Source organism: Pseudoalteromonas sp. T1lg10 (genome assembly GCF_002964545.1).
Lineage (GTDB): Bacteria > Pseudomonadota > Gammaproteobacteria > Enterobacterales > Alteromonadaceae > Pseudoalteromonas.
The window spans coordinates 32,744-54,879 of sequence record NZ_PQBV01000006.1 but is presented as its reverse complement, the minus strand read 5'-3'; the positions used below and the strand labels follow the sequence as shown (position 1 = coordinate 54,879).

General features: G+C 52.2%; 17 protein-coding genes and 1 pseudogene. 14 read left to right on the top strand and 4 right to left on the bottom strand.

The window, feature by feature from the left end:
- From C2M17_RS06055 to C2M17_RS06045, 3 genes are all read left to right on the top strand, one after another.
- A partial coding sequence (locus tag C2M17_RS06055) for an EF-Tu/IF-2/RF-3 family GTPase (protein WP_267894407.1) occupies positions 1-505 on the top strand: 505 nt, incomplete at its 5' end.
- 826 nt (positions 506-1,331) lie between these two features.
- Positions 1,332-1,934 (top strand): 1-acyl-sn-glycerol-3-phosphate acyltransferase, encoded by a 603-nt coding sequence (locus C2M17_RS06050; RefSeq protein WP_325050662.1) that lies wholly within the window; start codon positions 1,332-1,334, stop codon positions 1,932-1,934.
- A 73-nt stretch (positions 1,935-2,007) separates the two neighbouring features.
- Entirely contained in the window at positions 2,008-5,472 is a 3,465-nt protein-coding gene (locus C2M17_RS06045; RefSeq protein WP_105199963.1) for a PAS domain-containing hybrid sensor histidine kinase/response regulator, read from the top strand.
- Positions 5,473-5,587: 115 nt separating this feature from the next.
- Here C2M17_RS06045 and C2M17_RS06040 read toward each other — a convergent pair whose 3' ends face one another.
- Both C2M17_RS06040 and C2M17_RS06035 read right to left on the bottom strand, forming a co-directional pair.
- On the bottom strand, positions 5,588-6,244 hold the full coding sequence (locus C2M17_RS06040) for a response regulator (RefSeq protein ID WP_105199962.1): 657 nt from the start codon (positions 6,242-6,244) through the stop codon (positions 5,588-5,590).
- A 131-nt stretch (positions 6,245-6,375) separates the two neighbouring features.
- Positions 6,376-8,682: a TonB-dependent receptor gene (locus C2M17_RS06035; RefSeq protein ID WP_105199961.1), complete on the bottom strand. Its 2,307-nt coding sequence runs from the start codon at positions 8,680-8,682 to the stop codon at positions 6,376-6,378.
- Between the two features lie 302 nt (positions 8,683-8,984).
- Between C2M17_RS06035 and C2M17_RS06030 the strand changes: the two genes are divergently transcribed.
- From C2M17_RS06030 to C2M17_RS06000, 7 genes are all read left to right on the top strand, one after another.
- Positions 8,985-10,289: a GntP family permease gene (locus C2M17_RS06030; RefSeq protein WP_105199960.1), complete on the top strand. Its 1,305-nt coding sequence runs from the start codon at positions 8,985-8,987 to the stop codon at positions 10,287-10,289.
- 12 nt (positions 10,290-10,301) lie between these two features.
- On the top strand, positions 10,302-11,480 hold the full coding sequence (locus tag C2M17_RS06025; RefSeq protein ID WP_199775997.1) for an E22 family MetX-like putative esterase: 1,179 nt from the start codon (positions 10,302-10,304) through the stop codon (positions 11,478-11,480).
- A 2-nt stretch (positions 11,481-11,482) separates the two neighbouring features.
- Positions 11,483-12,241, top strand: a complete 759-nt coding sequence (locus C2M17_RS06020) for a 3-hydroxybutyrate dehydrogenase (protein WP_105199959.1) — start codon at positions 11,483-11,485, stop codon at positions 12,239-12,241.
- Positions 12,242-12,249: 8 nt separating this feature from the next.
- A complete protein-coding gene (locus C2M17_RS06015) occupies positions 12,250-12,951 on the top strand; it encodes a CoA transferase subunit A (RefSeq protein ID WP_105199958.1) in 702 nt (233 codons plus the stop codon).
- Between the two features lie 2 nt (positions 12,952-12,953).
- A complete protein-coding gene (locus C2M17_RS06010) occupies positions 12,954-13,610 on the top strand; it encodes a CoA transferase subunit B (protein WP_105199957.1) in 657 nt (218 codons plus the stop codon).
- Between the two features lie 165 nt (positions 13,611-13,775).
- Positions 13,776-13,988: a GDCCVxC domain-containing (seleno)protein gene (locus C2M17_RS16025; protein ID WP_105199956.1), complete on the top strand. Its 213-nt coding sequence runs from the start codon at positions 13,776-13,778 to the stop codon at positions 13,986-13,988.
- A 141-nt stretch (positions 13,989-14,129) separates the two neighbouring features.
- A complete protein-coding gene (locus C2M17_RS06000; RefSeq protein WP_105189387.1) occupies positions 14,130-14,918 on the top strand; it encodes a TIGR00266 family protein in 789 nt (262 codons plus the stop codon).
- A 16-nt stretch (positions 14,919-14,934) separates the two neighbouring features.
- Here C2M17_RS06000 and C2M17_RS05995 read toward each other — a convergent pair whose 3' ends face one another.
- Positions 14,935-15,396 carry an EVE domain-containing protein gene (locus C2M17_RS05995; protein WP_105199955.1) on the bottom strand — a complete coding sequence of 154 codons (462 nt, stop codon included), beginning with the start codon at positions 15,394-15,396 and terminating at the stop codon, positions 14,935-14,937.
- Between the two features lie 84 nt (positions 15,397-15,480).
- Between C2M17_RS05995 and tesB the strand changes: the two genes are divergently transcribed.
- Both tesB and C2M17_RS16020 read left to right on the top strand, forming a co-directional pair.
- Positions 15,481-16,338, top strand: coding sequence for an acyl-CoA thioesterase II (tesB, locus tag C2M17_RS05990; RefSeq protein ID WP_105199954.1), 858 nt, complete (start codon positions 15,481-15,483; stop codon positions 16,336-16,338).
- Between the two features lie 427 nt (positions 16,339-16,765).
- The gene (locus tag C2M17_RS16020) at positions 16,766-17,026 is read left to right on the top strand and encodes a hypothetical protein (RefSeq protein WP_105199953.1); all 261 of its coding nucleotides are present in this window, start codon (positions 16,766-16,768) and stop codon (positions 17,024-17,026) included.
- Between the two features lie 882 nt (positions 17,027-17,908).
- On the opposite strand, the pseudogene plsB reads toward C2M17_RS16020, so the two are convergent.
- Positions 17,909-20,356, bottom strand: a pseudogene (gene plsB, locus C2M17_RS05980) (glycerol-3-phosphate 1-O-acyltransferase PlsB).
- Between the two features lie 790 nt (positions 20,357-21,146).
- Between plsB and rpsJ the strand changes: the two are divergent.
- Together rpsJ and rplC are read left to right on the top strand one after the other, a co-directional pair.
- Positions 21,147-21,458, top strand: coding sequence for a 30S ribosomal protein S10 (gene rpsJ / locus C2M17_RS05975; RefSeq protein WP_010376390.1), 312 nt, complete (start codon positions 21,147-21,149; stop codon positions 21,456-21,458).
- A 27-nt stretch (positions 21,459-21,485) separates the two neighbouring features.
- Complete coding sequence (gene rplC / locus C2M17_RS05970) at positions 21,486-22,136, top strand: 50S ribosomal protein L3 (RefSeq protein WP_105199952.1); 651 nt, start codon at positions 21,486-21,488, stop codon at positions 22,134-22,136.

Sequence of the window (22,136 nt, the reverse complement as noted above, 5' to 3'; positions counted from 1 at the left end):
TGTAACTGGTCGTGTTGAAGCCGGTATCATCAACGTGAACGACGAAGTTGAAATCGTAGGTATCAAAGAAACTACGAAGACAACTTGTACTGGTGTAGAAATGTTCCGTAAGCTTCTAGACGAAGGTCGTGCTGGTGAGAACATCGGTGCCCTTCTACGTGGTACTAAGCGTGATGAAGTTGAGCGTGGTCAAGTACTAGCTGCTCCTGGTTCAATCAACCCGCACACTAAGTTCGAAGCAGAAGTATACGTACTATCTAAAGACGAAGGTGGCCGTCACACGCCATTCTTCAAAGGCTACCGTCCACAGTTCTACTTCCGTACAACTGACGTAACTGGTGACATCCAACTACCAGACGGCGTAGAAATGGTAATGCCTGGTGACAACATCAAGATGACTGTTGAACTAATCTGCCCAATCGCGATGGACGAAGGTCTACGTTTCGCGATCCGTGAAGGTGGTCGTACAGTAGGTGCTGGTGTTGTAGCAACTATCGTAGAGTAATAGTTACTCTCAAGAAAAAAGGCCGCTTTTAGCGGCCTTTTTTGTGCCTGAAAGTTGAGAAGACCAGCTTCACGGCGTGAGGGGCGAGAGCCGCCCGGAAATAGCGAAAGCGTGGAGCTATTTCAGGCTCGAGCGCGAGGCAACGGATGCCGAGCCGGAATATCGCTTCATGGATGAATTACTTGCACGTCAGGTAATGAAGGCGAACTCGCGCCGCTTGAAGGCGACGAGCTCTGCGAGGAGCGGGAGGGCGTACAGTAGGCAAGGCGCAGCCTTGCTAGTGTTTGTACACTCCGTGCTTACCGTGGATACCAAAAGCCGCTTCAGCGGCCTTTATCACTTCTGTAATACCTTCTACAGCTTTGAAAGCACTTACTCACCTTTTCCGTTAAAACTCCCCACAGCTCTCTGTGGTGCGATCTTGTCGCGTTGGCGACCCAACCAGATCTCCAATCTCAGCCTTTTTGGGTTAGCCATGACGAGCATTACCACATTGATTTTAAAGTGCCTAGTATGTAAATGTCGTCAAAATAGAGCAAATTTGAATGTCTACTTAAAAATGATGCTGTCACCTAAAGTTAATGTTTTCTTTATTTTTACACGACAGCATTTTAATGGAGTGCATCGGCGATGCAGTTTGGAGCAAATTTGAATGTCTAAGTAGAATCGTGTATGTCGCCTAAATTTTAGGAATCTCCAATTTTGGCTGGACATTCAAATTTGCTCATCCGCTCTGTGTTTTTAATTAAGGAGCCGGTAAGAGCTTAATAAAATTGACTAAACAGCCACTTAGCGCCAATCTAACGAGATTGTCCGCGACGTTAAAATGCTTATGCCTGAGCTGAAGATCCCCACGAATATTCCCCGTACCCATAGTCGCTTTGGCCGTTGGCTGGGTACCAAGGTGCTGAACTGGTTTGGTTGGCAGGTGGTGGGGGAGTTTCCCGAGCATGGCAAGTTTGTCGCCGCGGTGGCGCCTCACACCTCAAACTGGGATTTTGTTATCGCCATCGCGGTGAAAATGCACTTGCAGGTGCGGATCCGCTTTTTAGGTAAGCACAGTATTTTTGTCTGGCCCTTGGCGCCCTTATTACGAAAATGGGGTGGTATTCCTGTCGACAGACGCTCTTCCCATGGCGTGGTGGCCCAGGTGAAGACTCTGTTTGATAACAGCGACGCGCTGATCCTCGGCTTGGCGCCTGAGGGCACCCGCAAATATACGCCGCAATGGAAAAGTGGTTTTCTGCATATCGCCAAGGCGGCAAAGGTTCCCGTGGTGCCCATGGCGCTGGATTACAGTAAAAAGCAGTTTGTGATCATGGCACCGTTAGAGGTTGGAGAAGATATAGATACAACCCTGGCTCAGGTAAAGGCCCTGTTTCCCGCCGAGATGGCGAAATATCCCCAGCAGGTATCGGGCATCAAGTAACACTAAAGTCAGTGGTGTTTTTACATACAGCAAGCGCTATGATGATGAGAAAATAATAATAAATTAGCCCGTTATGTTCTCGATTGGTGTGATAAGCCTGATTGCCCTGGCCTACCTTGGGGTCTTGTTCGCCGTGGCCTGGTATGCGGATAAATTCAAGCACCGCGCCAGTGCCTGGGTTTATGGTCTGTCGCTCGGGGTGTATTGTACCTCCTGGGCGTTTTACGGCACCACGGCGCAGGCCGCCAATAACGGTTGGTGGTTGGCTCCCACCTATACCGGCACCATCTTACTCTTTATATTTGGCTGGCAAATCTATACCCGCATCGCCACCATCTGTCGCCAGCAGCAACTGACCTCCATGGCCGACTTTATTGCCACCCGTTATGGTCAGTCATCCAGTTTGTCGGGCCTGGTGTCACTGATTTCGGTGATCGCCATAGTGCCCTATATCGCTCTGCAGCTAAATGCCACCAGTGCCAGTATCACTATGCTCACCGAGGTGGAGCGCGGGCAAAACGACTATTTCTATCAGGACAGTACCTTTTATATCACCCTGACCCTGGCGCTGTTTGCCATTTTATTCGGGGCACGAAGGGTGCGCCCCAGCGAGCACAATCCGGGCTTGATGGCCTCCATCGCCTTTGAGTCCGTGGTCAAGTTGCTGGCCTTCGTCGGTGTGGGTTTATTTATTTGCTTTGGTTTGTTCGACTCGCCTCAGGCCATTTTTGCGGCGGCGCAACAGCAAGAGATAGCGGCGCAGATGCAAACCACCGCCAGTCCGGGTTATGTGTATTGGGTGCATGTGTTGCTCGGCTTATTGGCAACCCTGTGTTTACCACGCCAGTTTCATACCGCTTTTATTGAGCATGATAATGAGCAGCAACTGGCTACCTCGCGCTGGCTGTTCCCCCTTTATCTGTTGCTGATTAACCTCTTTATTTTGCCCATCGCCTATGCGGGCCTGGTGTATTTTCAGGGTCAGGATGTGGGCTACGACACCTTTGTGCTGGCCCTGCCCATTGCCGCCGAGGCACCCTGGGTGTCGCTGTTGGCCTTCTTGGGGGGCTTTTCTGCGGCGACCAGCATGGTGATCGTCTCCACCATAGTCTTGTCTATCATGATCACCAACGACTTTATTAACCAGTTTTTGCTGCGCCGCTCACAGCTGAGTTCGTCCCACCGCGGCCTCTCCAAGTTTAAATTACTACAGGCGCGTCGGGTGGTGATCGTGGTGATCCTGCTACTCAGTTATGCCAGCCACCGGGTACTGGCCGAGGGTAATACCCTGGCCAATATGGGTCTGATGTCTTTTACCCTGGTGGCCCAATTTGCCCCGGCTATGATCATCGGCCTGTGGTGGTCTAAGGCCTCGTGTCGCGGCGCCCAGCTGGGTATTTTAAGCGGCTCGGCAATTTGGTTTTACACCCTGTTGCTACCGAGTGTGTATAGCGCCCTGTATGGCGAGGCCGTCTGGCTGAACGAGGGGCCTTGGCAGATTTCCTGGTTGGCGCCCAACGATCTGTTTTCCTTGGGTCTGGAGCCTTTAACCCAGGCCGTGCTGCTGTCTTTGGGTGTGAACACATTTGTGTATTTGCTGGTGCCCTTTATCAGCGCGGCGCAGCTGGCCGAGCGCCTGCAAAGCAATAAGTTTATTCTGCGTGGCGTTGAAGAGCGTGACGCCAATATCGCCCTTAGCTATCAAGAGCTGGCGCTGCTATTACAACGTTTTAGCGAGCCGGAACGGGCCGCCGAGCTGGTAGAAAAATACTTCCCCGCCGCCCGCAATCTTTGGAAGGAGCAGGCGCCCACCACGGTGGAAGAGCGGGTCGAGCGGGAAATGTCGGCCCTGGTCGGTGGTGCCTCGGCGCGGCTGATCCTCGATGTGGCTAAGGATGAAAAACGCCAGCCCTTTGAGCAGGTGGCGGAGTTTGTCGATGAGGCCTCCCAGGTACTGCGCTTTAACCGGGATCTATTGCAGGCCACCATAGAAAACATAGAGCAGGGCATTAGCGTGGTCGACAGCGACCTCAAACTTGTGGCCTGGAATCAGGGCTATCAGGAGATGTTTGCCTATCCAAAAGACATGCTGGCGGTAGGGCGACCCGTGGCCGAGCTGATCCGCTTTAATGCCGAGCGTGGCCTGTTTGAATGCCAGCAAATCGAGGCGGAGGTAAGCAAACGCATAGCCCACCTGCGCCGTGGCAGTGCCTATAAATATCGCCGTGAGCACAATGATGGCCGGGTCTTCGAGATGCAGGGTAACCCCTTGCCCGGCGGCGGTTTTGTTACTACTTACACAGATATCAGCGACTTTGTGCAACAGCAACGTGAGTTAGAGCTGGCCAACCTGAATCTGGAAGAGAAAATAGCCGCTCGTACCAGTGAGTTGGTGGCCACTAACTATGCCCTGGTAGCGGCCAAGCGTGAGGCGGAATCGGCTACCGAAAGTAAGACCCGATTTTTCGCCGCCGCCAGTCATGATCTGTTACAGCCCTTTAATGCCGCTAGTTTATTTTGCTCGCTGATGAGCGAAAAGGCGCAGGGCTCGGAATTGGCCGAGCTGGCGCAGAATATTCGCAACTCCCTGGCCAGTGCGGAGGACCTGCTGTCGAGCATCTTACAGCTCACCAAGCTGGAGTCCGGCTCCTTTAAAATCAATAACACAGACTTCTCCCTGACCAGCCTGTTACAACCCCTTGCCAATGAATACGGGGCCCTGGCCAAAGACAAGGGCCTGGCATTTCGCCTGCAGGGCGCCGAGGTAATGCTGAAAACGGACAAGGCGCTGCTCAAGCGGGTGTTGAGCAACCTGTTGAGTAACGCCATTCGCTATACCGAGCGGGGCGAAATCCGAGTGCTGTGCGAGTGTCATGGTCAGCAGTTATCCATTATGGTGGAGGACACCGGAGCCGGTATAGCCAAGCAAGATCAGGAACTGATTTTTGAGGAATTTAAACAGTTGCAGGGCAAGGAGCAGGCTCAGGGACTGGGTTTGGGACTGGCCATTAGCAAGCGTATTTGTGCCGCTTTGGATATCAATATGACGCTGGGTTCACAGCTCGGCAAGGGTACTCAGTTTACCCTGAACCTGCCATGCTCTAGCCAGGTGCAAAACATAGCGCCAGAGTTCAATGAGCTCAAAGGGCAGGATAATCAACTGGCGGGTCTGCGCATCTGGCTGCTCGACAATGATGATAACGTGTTACAGGCGTTGTCTCAGGTGCTCCAGAATTGGGGATGCAGCGTGGCGCTGGCCAATGATCAGGCGCAGTTGGCTGAGTTGGTCTATGGCGGTGACGCGGATATTCTGATTGCCGACTACCAGCTCGATGATGGCGTCACCGGCTTGCAGGTGATCCAGGCTTTAGGCTTGGAGGAGATGGCAATCGTGATCAACACCGCCAACCATGACGAGGCCATTCGTGAGCGCGTCAGTGATTGCGGTTATCCCTTGTTGTATAAGCCGCTAAAAACTCCAGCATTAAAGCGTACTTTAAAGCGCTTAAAGGCGAATCAGGAGCGGGTTAAATTGTAGGTCGGTGCTTTGCGCCGACAAAGCGAGATTCGCGCCCATTTGTCGGGCTGCTAGGTAACTGCTCCTGCGTTACCCTAATACCGCCATCTATGGCGGCAGAATCCCGACCTACAATTCAGGCTTCTTCGCTTTCGGCCACTGTGGCCATTTGCTTGAATAAAATGCCCGCCTGGGTGCGGTTGTAGACATTGAGCTTTTTCAAAATGGCCGAGACATGCTGTTTGATAGTGGTTTCCTGAATCGACATGGCATAGGCAATTTGCTTATTGAGCATGCCATCGGCGATCATGCTCAGTACCCGATACTGCTGTGGCGTCAGTTTTTCCAGGTTACGGGCAAACTGGGCCTGCTCACTGTTGTCGTCGGTGCAAATTTCCGTTTGTGGCGGTAACCAGTTTTCCCCTTCGATAACCTGGGCTATGGCTTCACTGATCACATCCAGGGATGAAGACTTGGGAATATAGGCACTGGCACCGAGCGCCATGGCTTGTTCAATTATGCTGGGATGTTCATTGGCGGAGACCATGATCACCAGAATATCCGGGTATTGATTGCGCAGTCGCGCTAAGCCTTCCAGGCCTTGAGCACCGGGAATGGTGAGATCTAAAAACACCAGTTCAATCTCCGGATGGACGACAAGGGCACTAAACAGCTCCGATAGATCGCTGGCTTCTAAAATTGGCTCATCGGCCATGGCCTGAGCGGCGGCTTGTTTGAGGGCGCTGCGAAATAACGGGTGATCATCGGCGATAATGGCTTGCACACTGGGCATCCTAAGTTGACTCCATCTTCCTCGTTATAGGGGATTTTATTAGTCGCGGCAAGGGCCTGCGTTAAGTTGCATATGGAAAGGCGGCCATTTGAAACCGGGGGAGGGCTGGCCGCCTTGATACGCAAGAAAGGTTAGAAGTTATAACCCACGGTGAGCGACACGGTGCGCGGGTCGCCAAAGTAGCCGATCAAGGTGTTATCGCCACCTAGTCCCGGGGTGTACTTGCTGACGTTCGTGGGGTCGGAGGCATCCGGGGTAACGAACTGATAGCCACCGATCATATATTCCTCATCGGTTAAGTTCTTACCGTGCAGGCCAACACGCCAGTGACCGTCGGTGCTGTACCAGTTAACACTGAGGTTGAGCAGACCATAGCTGTCCTGGGTGAGCAGGCTGGCTTCCTCGAATAATACATAGTCGTCACGGTAGTAGTAGTTGGTGTTAAACACCCAGTCGCCGTTGTCCGTATAGAGGCGATAGGTGGCGCCCAGGTTAAAGGTGACATCCGGGGTGTTGGAGATGCTAAAGCGCTCCGATTTATCGAAGGTTTCGCCGCTAACGGGGTCCGTATCCAACACCTCTTCGAAATCCGCGTCGATATAACCCAGTGAGGCATTGAAGGTGAGGGCGTCTGTGGCGACATAGTTGAGTTCCACTTCCACCCCGTCTGCCGAGGATTTACCTATATTGCCCAGGCGCTGATTAAGCACCGCGGAGTTCTCGCCGGGCAGCACCGAGATATACTGGCGGTCTTCATGATCTAAGGTAAACAAGGTGATATTGGCGCGCAGGTTATCGTTCCACTCGCTCTTCATTCCCAGCTCGTAAGAGTCCACTATTTCCGGGTTAGCCGCCGGCTCGGAGGTGCTGGCACGGGGGTTAAAGGTGCCCGATTTAAAGCCCTGAGCGTAGCTGGCGAAGAACATGATGTCGTTATTGTATTGGTACTCAACGCCGACGCGTGGGGTAAAGCGTGACCAGTCTTTTTCATCGTCTAGGACGCGATTTTCTTCAAAGTCCGGGCGTACATAACCGGGTACCCAACCTGACTCAGGGTAGAGGGTGGCGACCAGGGCGGTGTTATTGACGTAGGCCTCTTTTTTATCCTTGGTATAGCGAGCACCCAGGGTTAACGACCACTGGTCGGTTAAATCCACGCTACCCTGAATATAGGCGGCTTTACTGGTGGAGTCGTTACAGCCGCTGATTTCGCGGGTAAAGCTGGGCAGAGGTACACCAACGCCGAGTTTATCGAGCTGGGCACCCACTTCTAAAATGGCATCGAAGACGCCGCAGGATTCACCGTCGTAATAGTACAAGCCGGACACCAGCTTGTAATTGTCACCCTGATGATTCAGTTGCAGCTCGTGGGTGGTTTGCTCGTCGTCGTAGATGGCGGGTACATCGAAAATACGCAGAGCGGTATTATCAAAGTCGATGTTGGTCGGCGAATAACTGTCGCGCTTGGCACCGATATACTTAAGCGAGGTGTCGTCGCTCATATCCCAGCGTGCGGTCAGGCTAAACCCTTCCAGTTCCACCTTGTTCCAGGTGGGCATACTGGTGTAAGAGTCATAGATATCATCCGGTACCGGGGCATCGGTCAGCACGCTGGGTAATAAACGGTAGCCGCCCTTGGAATTTGAGTCATCGTCGGTTTTATCCCAGCCAAGCCGGAAAAACAGATCTTCGGTAGGGCGATATTCCAGGGTCAGGCGCGCCGCGGTAAGATCCTTGTTGTAGTTTTCTCTATCCTGACCATCCAGATCCGAAACCAGGAAGTCACCAAAGCCATCGCGATTTAAGGTGGCGAAGCCATAGCCAAGATAGAGCTGTTCATCGATCAGTGGCAATTGCCCGGTGATCTTCAAATCTCTTTGGTTGTAACTGCCCACCGTACCCTGGATATCAAAGGTCATATCGCCGGTCATTTCCTTGGTGACATATTTTATCGCGCCGCCAATGGTGTTCTTACCGTAAAGTGTCCCCTGCGGGCCACGCAACACTTCGATTTGTTGGACATCCAATAAATCCAGCACCGCCCCCTGAGGGCGGGCCACGTAGACATCATCTATGTAAATACCCACGCCCGGCTCATAACCCCACAGCGGATCCTCCTGACCCACGCCGCGGATAAAGGCGGTGATGGTGGAGTTGGTACCGCGGCTGGCCTGCAAGGTGGTGTTGGGTGAAAACTGCTGTACCTCGGTCATCACCGAAATACCGTTTTCCTGTAGTTGCGCGGCGCCGATTGAGGTCACGGCTACCGGAACCTCTTGCAGGTTCTCTACCGTTTTACGGGCGGTAACCTCGATGCGCTCCAGCTCGGCTTTTTTTACTTCTTCTTCTGCCAAGGCCGTTGGGCTTGCCAGTGCACTTGTGAGTGCCGCCCCAATCGCTAAGGCTAGACTAGAGCGGCGTAGACTGTATGTGTTCATCCTGTATCCCCTGTTATTGTCGTTGTCCGTGCGCCGATATTGTTATGGGTCGTCACGGTATGGGTTTGTTTTAAAAATATTAATTAACTGTGACTTTAGGGGAAAAATGCGACGAGGGGGTTAGTACCTTAGTACTATCGCCGCTACAGCCCTTTATTTACGGGGTGTGGCGCAATTCTATAACCTTAGTACTATGTATTTTAACGGATTGTGGGGCCACACTGATTGCCAGTGTTGTTAACAGAAACAGCTGCTATGCTAGCTCTGATAACTAAAACAATAATAATTCGAGGAGCACTTCTATGCTCAGTATGATTGGCCTTATCGGCGGTCTGGTACTACTTATCATTCTTACCCTGCGCGGCGTAAACCTGTTTATTGCCGCGCCCTTGTGTGCCCTGTTGGTGGCGCTGAGCGGCAATATGGCGCTCTTTCCTGGTGAGAATGTGCCTTTAGACTTTGTCAGCACCTATATGAACGGCTTTGCCGGTTTCCTCAGTGCCTGGTTCTTTATGTTCTTGCTCGGCTCCTTGTTCGGCAAGTTTATGGAAGACAGCGGCGCCGCGGACAGCGTTGCCCGTGCCATAGTCAACAAGCTGGGTATGAAACACGCGGTATTGGCCGTGGTGATCGCCTGTGCGGTGTTGACCTATGGTGGTGTCAGCGTCTTTATCGTGGCCTTTTCCGTGTACCCCATGGCCTTGAGCCTGTTTAAAGACGCCAACCTGCCACGACGCTTTATTCCCGCGACTTTGGCCTTTGGCTCGGTGACCTTTACCATGACCTCGGCGGGCTCGCCGGAGATTCAAAACTGGATCCCCATCAAGTATCTGGGTACTTCGCCCTATGCGGCCTGGGAAGTGAGCCTGGTGGTGGCTGTGTTTATGGCCATTGCCGGTTACTGGTGGCTGAAGAAGATGATCACCAAGGCGGTGGCCAATGGTGAGCGCTTCGAGGCCCGCGACGACGACCCGGAAATTCCCGAACGCGACTATCCCCATCCGATCACCGGGGTGATCCCGCTGCTGGTGGTGTTACTGCTGTCCTTTACCCTGCACGATGTATTGCACCAAAGCGCGCTGATTGTCGCCTTGCTCGGCGGTGTGTTGGCGATTTTGGTGATTAACTTCAAGCATTTCCACAACCTCAGCGGTGCCATTAACCTGGGTACCACGGGGGCGCTGGTGGCCATAGGCAATACCAGTGCGGTTGTCGGTTTTGGCGCGGTGGCTAAAAACACCGAGGCCTTTCAGGTGGCGGTGGAAGTCATGACCAATATGCCCGGCAACGAATTGCTTGGTGCGGCGGTGGCCGTCAGTGTTATTGCCGGTTTGACCGGCTCGGCATCCGGCGGTCAGGCCATAGCCCTGCCGTTAGTAGCGCCTCATTACCTGGATGCCGGCGTTAATCCGGAGCAATTACACCGGGTGGTGGCGATCAGTTCCGGAGCGTTGGATACCTTGCCGCACAACGGTTATGTGGTGACCACTATCCGTGCCATCTGTAAAGAGACGCACCAGCGTGCCTACTGGTCTATGGCCGCATTAACGGCCGTGGTGCCGCTGATTGGCGTTGCCCTTGCATTAGCCCTATTTATCTTATTTTAAGGAATGAACAAGATGTCTATGTTACGAGTTATTGGTGTTGTCTTAATTGTTGTAAGCCAGTGGGCCTGGGCCCAGGGTGAGCCCCTGCTGGTGGAAAAACAGCGTTTCGCCTTTGCAAATTACACCACGGAGTCGGGCGTCACCTTGCCCGAGGTGCAGGTGGGGTGGGAGAGCTACGGCACCCTAAATGAAGCCAAGGACAATGTGATTTTGATCACCCATTTCTTCTCTGGCACCTCCCATGCGGCGGGTAAATACAGCGCGGATGATGCTTTGCCCGGGTATTGGGATGCCATTATTGGTCCGGGTAAGGCCATAGACACCAACAAGTTTTTTGTGATCAGCTCGGACACCCTGGTTAACGCCAACTGGCACGATAAAAACGTGATCACCACGGGCCCGGCCTCCATCAATCCGAAAACCGGTAAGCCCTATGGCCTGGATTTCCCCGTGGTCACCATAGGCGACTTTGTCGAAGTGCAAAAACGTTTGCTCGACAGCCTGGGGATTGAAAAGCTCCACGCCGTTATTGGTGCATCCATGGGCTCTTTCCAGGCGCTGGAGTGGTCGGTGCGTTACCCAGACAAGGTTGAGCGACTGGTTCATGTGATTGGTGCGGCGAAAATGGATGCCTGGACGGTACCTGCGCTGGAGAAGTGGGCCTTGCCTATTCGCCTGGACGCAAACTGGAATAACGGCAATTACTATGAGGGTGAGCGCCCGCTGGCCGGTGTAACCGCCACCATGCTTAACATCACCCAGGACGCCATGCACCCGGAAAGTTATAAGGCCAGCTTCCCAAACTTTAAAGTGCAGGACGAGGGCGCGAAAAAAGACATACGCACCCTGCCAGCCATTAACCAGACCCTGCATGAGCGTGCCCTGGCTCGAGCGCAAACTCAGGATGCCAACCATATTCTCTATTTAGTGCGCGCCTCGCAACTATACAGCGCCGGCATGCAGGAAGACCTAAACGCAGCGGCACAAAAAATTAAGGCCAAGGTGCTGCTTATGCCCGCCAGTAACGACTTGTTGTTACGCCCAGGCCCGGTGCGCGCGTTTGCCAAGCTGCTTAAAGAGCAAGAGAAAGATGTAAAAATCGAGGAAATTGAGGGTATCTGGGGTCATCTTGACGGTATTTTTTCCATTCAAACCAAGGCCCAGGTGATCGCCGAATTCTTAGCGGAGTAATTATGAGCAAACGAATTTTAATTACCGGTGCCGCCAGTGGCATTGGCCGCTATGTGGCGGAACACCTGGGCAAACAAGGCCATGAGATCTTACTGACCGATCTCGATGGTGAGCGCGCCAAGGCCGAGGCCGAACTGCTCCAACAGCAGGGCATTCGTGCCCAGGGCCTGGCGCTGAATGTGGCGGATCTTGCCTCCCTCGGGGACTTTATTGCCAGGCAGCCGACCATAGATGTGCTGATCAATAACGCCGGTGTTCAATACGTTGAGCGTCTAGACGACTACCCCTTGGATAAATGGCAGCTGTTGCAGGATGTGCTGCTCAATGGCCCGGCCATGCTCACCAAGGCTGTGCTTCCAGCGATGCGAGAGCAAAACTTTGGCCGTATTATCAATATCGGCTCTATTCATGCCCAGGTGGCCTCCAAGTATAAGTCGGCCTATGTGTCGGCTAAGCATGGCCTTATTGGTTTGGGCAAGGTGCTGGCGCTGGAGACCGGGGATGTGGATATCACGGTCAATACCATTTGCCCGGCCTATGTAAAAACACCCTTGGTCGAGGCGCAAATAGCCAGCCAGGCCAAACAGCATGGCATCACGAAGCAGGAGGTGATCGACACCATAATGCTGGCCCCCATGCCTAAAAAGGCCTTTATCGGCCTGGATGAAATCGCCCACACCCTTGACTTTTTAATGGCGGATGCGGCGCGCAATATTACTGCCCAAGCCATCGCCCTTGATGGCGGCTGGACGGCGCAATAGGAGAGAAGATGGCAGGTTTTAATAAGGTAGTGAACAGCTACGGTGAAGCTATGGCGGGCCTCGAAGACAATATGACGGTGATCGCCGGCGGTTTTGGCCTTTGCGGTATTCCCGAGGGCTTGATTAAAGAAATCAAAAACAAGGGCACCACCGGTCTGACAGTGGTTTCCAATAACTGCGGCGTCGATGGTTTTGGTTTAGGCATATTGCTTGAAGATAAGCAGATCCACAAAATGGTGGCCTCTTATGTGGGTGAAAACTCCTTGTTCGAGCAGCAATTGCTGAGCGGTGAGCTGGAGGTGGAGTTAACCCCTCAGGGCACCCTGGCGGAGAAAATGCGTGCCGGTGGCGCCGGCATCCCCGCGTTTTACACCGCAACCGGAGTAGGCACAGTGGTGGCCGAAGGCAAGGACATCAAGCAGTTTGCTGGCCGCGACTATGTGCTTGAGCCAAGCATTGTCGGCGACTTTGCCATAGTGAAGGCGTGGAAGGCGGATCGCTACGGCAACTGCATCTATCGTCATACGGCGATGAATTTTAACCCCATGGCCGCCACCGCTGGCAAGATCACCGTGGTTGAGGCGGAAGAAATCGTCGAGCCCGGGGAGCTGGAGCCCAGTCAAATTCACACCCCGGGTATTTATGTACAACGCGTGATTCAAGGTCAGTTTGAAAAACGCATCGAAAAACGTACGGTGCGAGGAGCATAACCATGGCACTGACACGAGAGCAAATGGCGCAGCGCGTCGCCCAGGAATTACGCGACGGTTATTATGTGAACCTCGGCATAGGCATTCCTACCCTGGTTGCCAACTATGTGCCCAAAGGCATAGATGTGATGCTGCAATCGGAAAACGGCTTGCTGGGCATGGGCGAATATCCGCTTGAGGCACAAGTGGATGCGGACATGATCAACGCCGGTAAGGAAACCGTGACCGCCCGCACCGGTGCTGCGATTTTTAACTCAGCCGAAAGCTTTGCCATGATCCGCGGTGGTCATGTGGACTTAACCGTGTTGGGCGCCTTCGAAGTGGACCAAAACGGCAACATCGCCAGTTGGATGATCCCCGGCAAGCTGGTCAAAGGCATGGGCGGGGCCATGGATCTGGTGGCCGGCGCCAAAAATATTATCTGTACCATGACCCACGCGAGCAAGCATGGCGACTCAAAACTGCTGACCCAGTGTTCGCTGCCGCTGACGGGCGTGGCGTGTATCAATAAGGTGATCACCGACCTGGCGCTGCTGGAAATCAAGGACGGCGCCTTTCACCTGCTTGAACGCGCCCCGGGCGTGACTGTGGAAGAAATTAAAGCCAAAACACAGGGCAAGCTCATCTGCCCGGAACAGGTGCCTGAGATGCAGTTTTAGGTTTCTCCCGATTCTAAATTGCACGACCAAACACCCAGCTAGCCTGTTATGCTGGGTGTTTTTTATGAATTCATCACAAACCGATACAAACGCAAGCTGAGGGGTTTCAAGCAGGAGGTGTGCTAAGGTTTAAGGGCTATTAACCAAGATGCGACAGAGATCTAAATGAATAATGTCATTCTCGAGTCTGTTATCACTTGCCCAGCGTGCGGCGCAAAGAAGCAGGAAACCATGCCAACGGATGCGTGCCAGTATTATTATGAGTGTTCATCTTGCCACACCCTGCTAAAGCCTTTACCCGGTGACTGCTGCGTGTATTGCTCATATGGCTCGGTTAAATGCCCACCGATACAAAAAGATGGCAGGTGCTGCGGTTAATAACACTCAAATCAAATCGGGCAGCGATTGCCACGGCTACAGCCTAGATTCCCCCCTTGTAAAAGCTGCTTACATTTTATTCGATGCACTGAATGTGCATTTAGGTCATGCTAGGTCCATCAAGAAAAAGGAGAAAGCACAATGCGATGTCATGAAGTTGATTATGAAATTATCGGCCATTCGATGCAGATGGTGGAAGTGGAACTGGACCCAGGTGAGGCGGTGATCGCCGAAGCAGGGGCGATGAACTACCTTGAAGACGGCATTCAATATGAAGCCAAAATGGGTGATGGCTCACAGGTCAATCAAGGCTTTATGAGCAAGCTGTTTAGTGCCGGTAAGCGCATGATCACAGGTGAATCCCTGTTTATGACCCACTTTACCAATCAGGGCATGGGTAAAAAACGCGTTGCTTTTGCTGCTCCTTTCCCGGGCAGTATTGTGCCCTTAAATATGGCCGAGCTGGGCGAGCAGGTGTTCTTACAAAAAGACTCCTTCTTGTGTGCGGCTCTGGGCACCGAGGTCAACATCGCCTTTCAGCGTAAATTAGGTGCCGGTTTCTTTGGCGGCGAAGGTTTTATTTTGCAGCGCTTAGAAGGCGATGGGATGGCCTTCGCCCACGCCGGCGGCACTGTGGTTGAGAAACAGCTTAACGGTGAAACACTGCGTTTAGACACAGGCTGTGTGGTTGGCTTCACCGGTGGTATCGAATTTGATATCGAGCGGGTGAAGGGGTTACGCTCCATGTTCTTCGGCGGTGAAGGCTTGTTCCTCACCACGCTGCGCGGCCACGGTACGGTGTGGATCCAAAGCTTACCCTTCTCACGCCTGGCGGATCGCGTACTTGAACATGCCCCCCGAGCCGGTGGTGCACGCCAAGGCGAGGGCTCGGTCCTTGGCGGTATCGGCGATATGATAGGCGGCGATTAATTCACGCCGCCTCGTCTTACTTACTGGCAATGCCGCACAGGTATTGCCATTCTTCCTCGGTGACCGGCATCACGGACAAGCGCCCGGATTTTTTCAGCGCCAGCTCTTCGATGGCCGGGTCGGCCTTGATCGCCTGCAGGGTCACCGGCTTGTTAAAGGTTTCCCTGTACTGCACATCGACACTAAACCAGCGCGGTGCGTCGGCCGTGGCTTTAGGGTCATAGTAATCGCCACTGGCATCGAATTGTGATGGATCCGCATAGGGGCCGTTCACTATCTCGGCCACGCCAACTATGGCCGGTACCTTGCAGCTCGAATGATAGATAAACACCTTGTCGCCCACCTTCATGCCATCGCGAATAAAATTACGGGCCTGATAATTACGTACGCCATCCCACACCGTGGTGCCGTTCGGCGCCGCTTTTAAGTCTGCCAATGAAAACGCATCGGGCTCTGTTTTGAGTAGCCAATAAGCCATGTCGGGTCCTGTGCTGAGCTAGGTAATCGGGTTCATTGTATAGTATTATCATTGTATTAGCTGCAATGTGGAAATGAGGACACAATGAGCCAAGCATTAGATAATTTATTGTCGCTGTTAAAACTGGAAGAAATCGAGTTGGGCCTGTATCGCGGTGCCAGCCAGGACCTGGGTTTTAAGGCCGTTTTTGGCGGTCAGGTTATGGGTCAGGCACTCTCGGCGGCGAAGGAAACCCTGCCCGAAGGGCGCGTGGTGCATTCCCTGCATTCCTATTTTTTACGCCCAGGCGATGCCTCGCGCCCTATTGTTTATGACGTGGAAAACATCCGCGACGGTAAGAGCCTGAGCACCCGCCGTGTCAGTGCCATTCAGTACGGCAAGCCGATTTTCTATATGACCGCCTCTTTCTCCGGCGACGCCCAGGGCCTGGAACACCAAAGCACCATGCCGGATGTGCCGGCACCGGAAGGCTTACGTTCGGCACTGGAATTTTACCAAGAGCATGCGCACCAAATTCCCGAGCCTATTCGTAACAAGTTTATCAGCGAAAAGCCCATCGATATGCGCCCGGTGAATTTCCAAAACCCCTTTAAGCCGCAGGTGGCCGAGCCGATTAAGCATATCTGGTTTAAGACCAATGGCGAGATGCCGGACGACCAGCGTATTCACAACTATTTGCTGGCCTATGCGTCGGACTTCGAGTTTTTACCAACAGCACTTCAGCCGCACGGTAAGTCCTTTATGCACCCAAAAATGCAGGTAGCCACTATCGATCACTCCATGTGGTTCCACCGTCCATTCCGCATGGACGAATGGATGCTCTACAGCGTGGACAGCCCCAGCGCCAGCTGTGGCCGCGGCCTGGTACGCGGCCAGTTTTTTGACCGCAAGGGCAACTTGGTTGCTTCCACCATTCAAGAAGGTGTGATGCGCGAAAGGTAATGGCTCTAGTCGAGCCGCCGACTATGGCGGTTTTTGTAAGTCTGGCTTTAGCATGGCAACCCTTCATATTCTGATAAACCTTGTCGCGGTGGCGACGACACCCAAAGGGTGGTTTACGCCAACCACCCCTTGGAACCCCAAGGCGCCCGTGATTCGCCATTGCTTCCGAACTCAGGTTTTTGTTAAACGCTCCGTTTAGCTTTCAACACGGTTTAACTCGTCTTCCTGACTCGATAAACCTAACTCCGCATCCATGCTCCGTTGCTTCAAGCACACTCCACAACAAAAGCCGATTTCTCCAGCGCGAATCAAAACGGGAAGAGCGATACCTGCCAGTTAGGTGTAATTTGTTTTACTCGGTGCAGCTGTAATTGCCTGTAATTAGCTCACCTATTAAGCTATTGACTTTAAACGAGGAAACAAACTAATGATCAATGCAAAATCTGTCGTAGAATTTAGAGAGCAATTGACGGATCTATTCAAAAAAGATCAATTCTCTAAACTCAGTAGCATTGTTTATATCTGGAAGGTAGAACGCGCTATACCAAGACTGATTGGTGAAAGCGTTATTTTATACATTGGCAGGACAAAAAACTCATTTTCTTCTAGATACCGCCAAAAGAAAGCAATAGATATCGAGCTAGCATATTTTGAGTCCGTCTATCGTCATGCCATCTTAAAGTATTGAAAAATTACGATAGAAATTAAGGTGTGTTCAGACACAAAAGAGGAGGAAGCAGCTCAGCTTCATGCTTATTTTAAAAAGCATTCTGAACTTCCACCTATGAATAGGGCTATGCCAAAATTTTGCTTATAAAAAATAACTTTTCGCATAGAAGGAGTCAGGTCTTACTTTTGCTCTTTCTGCAACTCTAAATAATCAGTCGTTCACCACTCTATCAGCATAATCTCCCGTTATGATTCGCGCTGGAGAAATCGGCTTTTGTTGGGAGCGTGGGGTTGATAGCTCGACACGATGTCGAGCTAGATTTATCAGTACAAGGAGGTGCTGTTAAATCGCATCAACACCTAAGCGGAACGTTTTACAAAAACTCGATTTCGGAAGCATTAGCGAATCACGGGCGCCCTAGGAGTTGTCAGAGGAAATGGGCGCGCATTTCCTCTGACTTGAAGTCGCCAATGCGACAAGATCTTAATTTGAAGGCTGTAGTTGGGGGAGTGCTAGCAATTCGTCCATGAAGCTGCATTCCTGTTCGTGACGAAGTTACGGCATCCATGCCTCCACCGTCCGGCCCGCCGCTGGGCTTAAGGCGTTCGCTTACTAAAAAATAGTTCACTGGACTATTTTCCAAACGCGCTCACCCTCGCGCTGCGAAGCGGTGCTTCGGTCGCTCGTCGCCCAACGCGACAAGATCTAACAGAAGCCATTAGGTTGTCAGGCTGCTAGGTAACTGCTCCTGCGTTACCCTAGTACCGCCGTCCTTGGCGGCAAAACCTGACCTACAACAATCGTCACAGCGACAAGATCTATCACACTAACACCGCTGTCGGCGCAGAGCACCGACCTACAAAAACCGCCATAGTCGGCGGCCCGACGACCCAGAAAGGCCTAAGCCTGACCTGCATGCATCGCCGCTATGGCATCACTAATCGACTGCCACAACCTGGCCGGCAGCAACTGCTGCAGATCCTGATAGAGGGCAACCAGCTCGTCGGTATGGGCGAGGGCGTTGTCGCGCTGATGCACCAAGCCCTGCTCTTTGAGGCTGGTAATAAAGCCGGTCAGTACCTTCTTGTCGAAGAATTCCGGGCTCTTAATGCCATGCAAGGTGCCCAGGCGATTGGCGACTACGGCGCCTTCTTTTTCCAGCTCAGATGGGCTCATATCGCCGCTTTGGCTTAATAAGCCTATGACTATGGCGTAGCGCAGCAGGGTGTGGTGTACCACCTTGCCAAGCATTTCCAGGGTAGCTTGGTTGTCACCCGCTTTGATCACTTCTAGCTGCTCGCCATGCTGGCGAATAAGGCCCTGTTCGGCAAAGCTGGCGATAATCTTGTCGATGTAGTCGTCGTTCAGCTCGGGCAGGAACCATTCCTTGGCAAACAAGGGGTAGAGGCGTTGAACCTATGCCTTGCACTCGCTAACAGTAATGCCGTGGTGGTTAAACAGCTGCTGGGCGATAACGCTGGGCACGGCAAACAAATGCAGCACATTGTTGCGATAGTAGTTAAACAGGGTGCGCTCTTTTTCTTTAATGGCGATGATGTCGCCAAATGGGTCATTGACCACGTCAAACTTATTGAGCGTTAGCGCGTGCTCAAGTAGCTCGGCGCTGCTTTGCTCGGGCAGGGTTAGCTTGTCGCTGAGCGGCGCGTCGCGGTGCAGGCGCAGGTAGAAGTCCATCTGCTCCAACAGTTGCGACTTACTGAGCGCAAACTGATCATTGGTCAGCAAGATGGTGGCCAGCAGGTTTACCGAGTTCAATGCGGCGGCGCTGTTGATATTCATCATAATTTCGTCGGCCAGATTGCTGACCTGTTTACCCAGCCAGGCGGGTTTTTGCACATCCGTGGGATGAATCGCCTCGCGCCAGTCAGGCTGCTGTTCATTAAGGAACTGGTTGATATTGATGGGGGCGCCAAAGTTCACATTGCCGCGGCCATAGTTCTTAAGGTTTTTAATGGCCTTAAAAATACCCAGCACCGACTCGTTCTTTTTATTGTCACCGGCCAGTTCTTTTAAGTAGGTGTTGATCTCCATCACATGCTCATAGCCGATATACACGGGCACTATGCTGATGGGGCGGTCAATGCCGCGCAGCATGGCCTGCAGGGTCATGGCCAGCATGCCTGTTTTTGGTGGTAACAGGCGACCGGTGCGGCTACGCCCACCTTCGGTGTAGAACTTCACCGAGTAACCCTTAATAAAGAGCTGGCTCAGGTATTCCTTAAACACTGCCGAGTACAGCTTATTACCGCTGAAGGAGCGGCGAATAAAGAAGGCGCCGCTGCGGCGGAATATGGGCCCGGCGGGGAAGAAATTCAGGTTAATACCGGCGGCGATATGCGGCGGCACCAGGCCCTGGTGATAAATTACATAGGTCAGCAGCAGGTAATCCATATGGCTGCGGTGGCAGGGCACATAGATGATCTCATGACCCTTGTCGGTCAGCTCGCGCACTTGCTCGGCATAGTTCACATCGATGCCGTTATAAAGCTTGTTCCACAGCCAGGTAAGAATGCGGTCGCCAACACGCACCATGGCATCCGAGTAGTGGGCGGCGATCTCATCGAGCAGACGCAGGGCGTTTTGACGCGCTTCTTCATGGCTTAAGCCCTTCGCCTTGGCTTCATCGGCAATGGCTTTTTTAATGGCGGGTGAGGCCAGCAGAGAGTTAAACAGGGCTTCGCGCGACGGCAGTTTGGGGCCGGTGGCGGCGAGCTTTTGGCGACGGAAATGCACCCGGGCCACGCGCAGCAGTTTTTGCGGCAGCTCGTCCTTATCGCCCTTATCGTGCACCAACTGGGTTAAATCCAGGGGCTGACTAAAACGAATAAGGTTATCGCGACCGGAAAACAAGACCACAAAAAACTTGCGGAATCGGCTTGGCGTCAGGGAATGAGAGATCAGCGTGCCTAAGCCCGGCTTTTCTTTACCCGGGTTGCGGCCCCAAAGAATGGTGACCGGAATAATCTGGATTTTTTGCTCTGGCTGTTTGGCCAGGGCATCGAAAATCGCCTTGCCCTGCTGCAGGGCGCAACTGGGACGGCTTTTATTACCAAATAAAGGTGGCGGATTCTGAATACCGATAAAGCGCGGCAACTCGGTGTCGGCCAGATTCTGCTCCTGAGTTGGGTCGGGTAAACCCAGTTTGCGGCATACCTTAGCCAGGGCGGCGATATCAAGGCGCGAGTTTAAGCGGCCAATGTAGAAGGTCGGTACCGAGGTATCGAGCTCAAAGTCGGCGATCGGCTGCTGCGGCAGCACCTTGGATCGGACACAAATGGCATTTAAGCAGCGGGCCAGAAAGTCGACGCTGCGGTTTAAAATCTTCATTTATACTCACTCGCTTAACCACATTACCAGGGGCAATAACAGATCAGGTAATGTCGAATACCAATTAATTAATACCTTGCACCATCCAGCGCGTTAAACGACGTCTTGGCTTGGTTAAAAATTATTTATACAGAACAACTATATACCATAATTTTAGCCTTGCTATCCTGCGTCTCTATCCGACGCTATGGCCGCTTACTTTATTAATGCAATTGGTATCAGAAAACACAAAAAAGGGCGTAAATGATACCAAGTTATAACTGGACTGACCATTTCTGTAAGCCGACTTTGCGCCTGACCTGAGCTTGCGCCCTAAAGGTGTCGCCTAGCTTTATCGCTATGAGATATTGCGCGGTATACAAAATGTTCAGGCCTTAAGCTTGCTGTCAGTTAAAAATCTAGATAATTACGACTAATGGTTGCGATAAACGCACCAGGCTCGGTATTTAGTCGTATCCCTGAGGCTGAATTCTGTGTTACGGCAGGCAAGAAGGATGGATACGCGGCGCTTGTCGAGCATTTCGTCCTTCTTGTCCACTGTACCCATCCCCCGCTGAAAAAACTGTTGCATTTATCACCAATCTCTCTATAATACGCAGACTTTCTTTGCCTTAGGTGTCTCACCAAGGACTTGGAAAGCTAGATATAGCTTGGATTTCAAGCATAAACAGGAGCTCCGATTTGGAGCTCAATGGTAGAAAATAAAAGGACAACCGACTTCTTAGTAGTAAGTAAGTTTCGGGTGTTTTTTTATGCTCTTTTTAAATGCTCTTTTTATTGAGGTTTTAGAATGTCAAATCAACGCATTCGCATTCGCCTAAAAGCTTTTGACCACCGTTTGATTGACCAATCAACGGCGGAAATTGTGGAAACTGCGAAACGCACAGGTGCTCAGGTACGTGGTCCAATCCCACTTCCTACACGCAAAGAACGTTTCACTGTATTGATTTCTCCGCACGTTAACAAAGACGCGCGTGATCAGTACGAGATCCGCACCCACAAACGTCTGATCGACATCGTAGAACCAACAGACAAGACTGTAGACGCTCTAATGCGCCTAGACCTTGCTGCTGGTGTTGATGTTCAAATCAGCCTGGGTTAATCGGAAGATTAGAGAGGTTTTAGGAAAATGGCATTAGGTCTAGTCGGTCGTAAAGTGGGCATGACTCGTATCTTCACTGAAGATGGCGTATCTATCCCAGTAACCGTAATCGAAGCGACTCCTAACCGTGTTACGCAGATCAAATCTGACGCAACAGACGGTTATAACGCGCTTCAAGTAACCGCAGGCGAGAAAAAAGCTAGCCGTGTAAACAAACCAGCAGCGGGTCACTTCGCTAAAGCTGGCGTTGAAGCGGGTCGTGGTCTGTGGGAATTCCGTCTTAATGGCGGTGAAGGCGACTTCGAAGTTGGTAACGAAATCACTGTTGAAGTATTCAACGAAGTGACCAAAGTTGACGTTACCGGTACTTCTAAAGGTAAAGGTTTCCAAGGTGGTGTTAAGCGCTGGAACTTCAGCATGCAAGACGCTACACACGGTAACTCTTTGTCTCACCGTGCTCCTGGTTCAATCGGTCAAAACCAATCACCTGGTAAGGTGTTTAAAGGTAAGAAAATGGCCGGTCACATGGGTGCTGAGCGTGTAACTACTCAGAACCTTGAACTAGTACGTGTTGACGCTGAGCGTAATCTGCTTCTAGTTAAAGGTGCAGTACCTGGCGCTATCGGCGGTGACGTTATCGTTAAACCAGCTGTTAAAGCATCAGTCCTGGAGATTTAG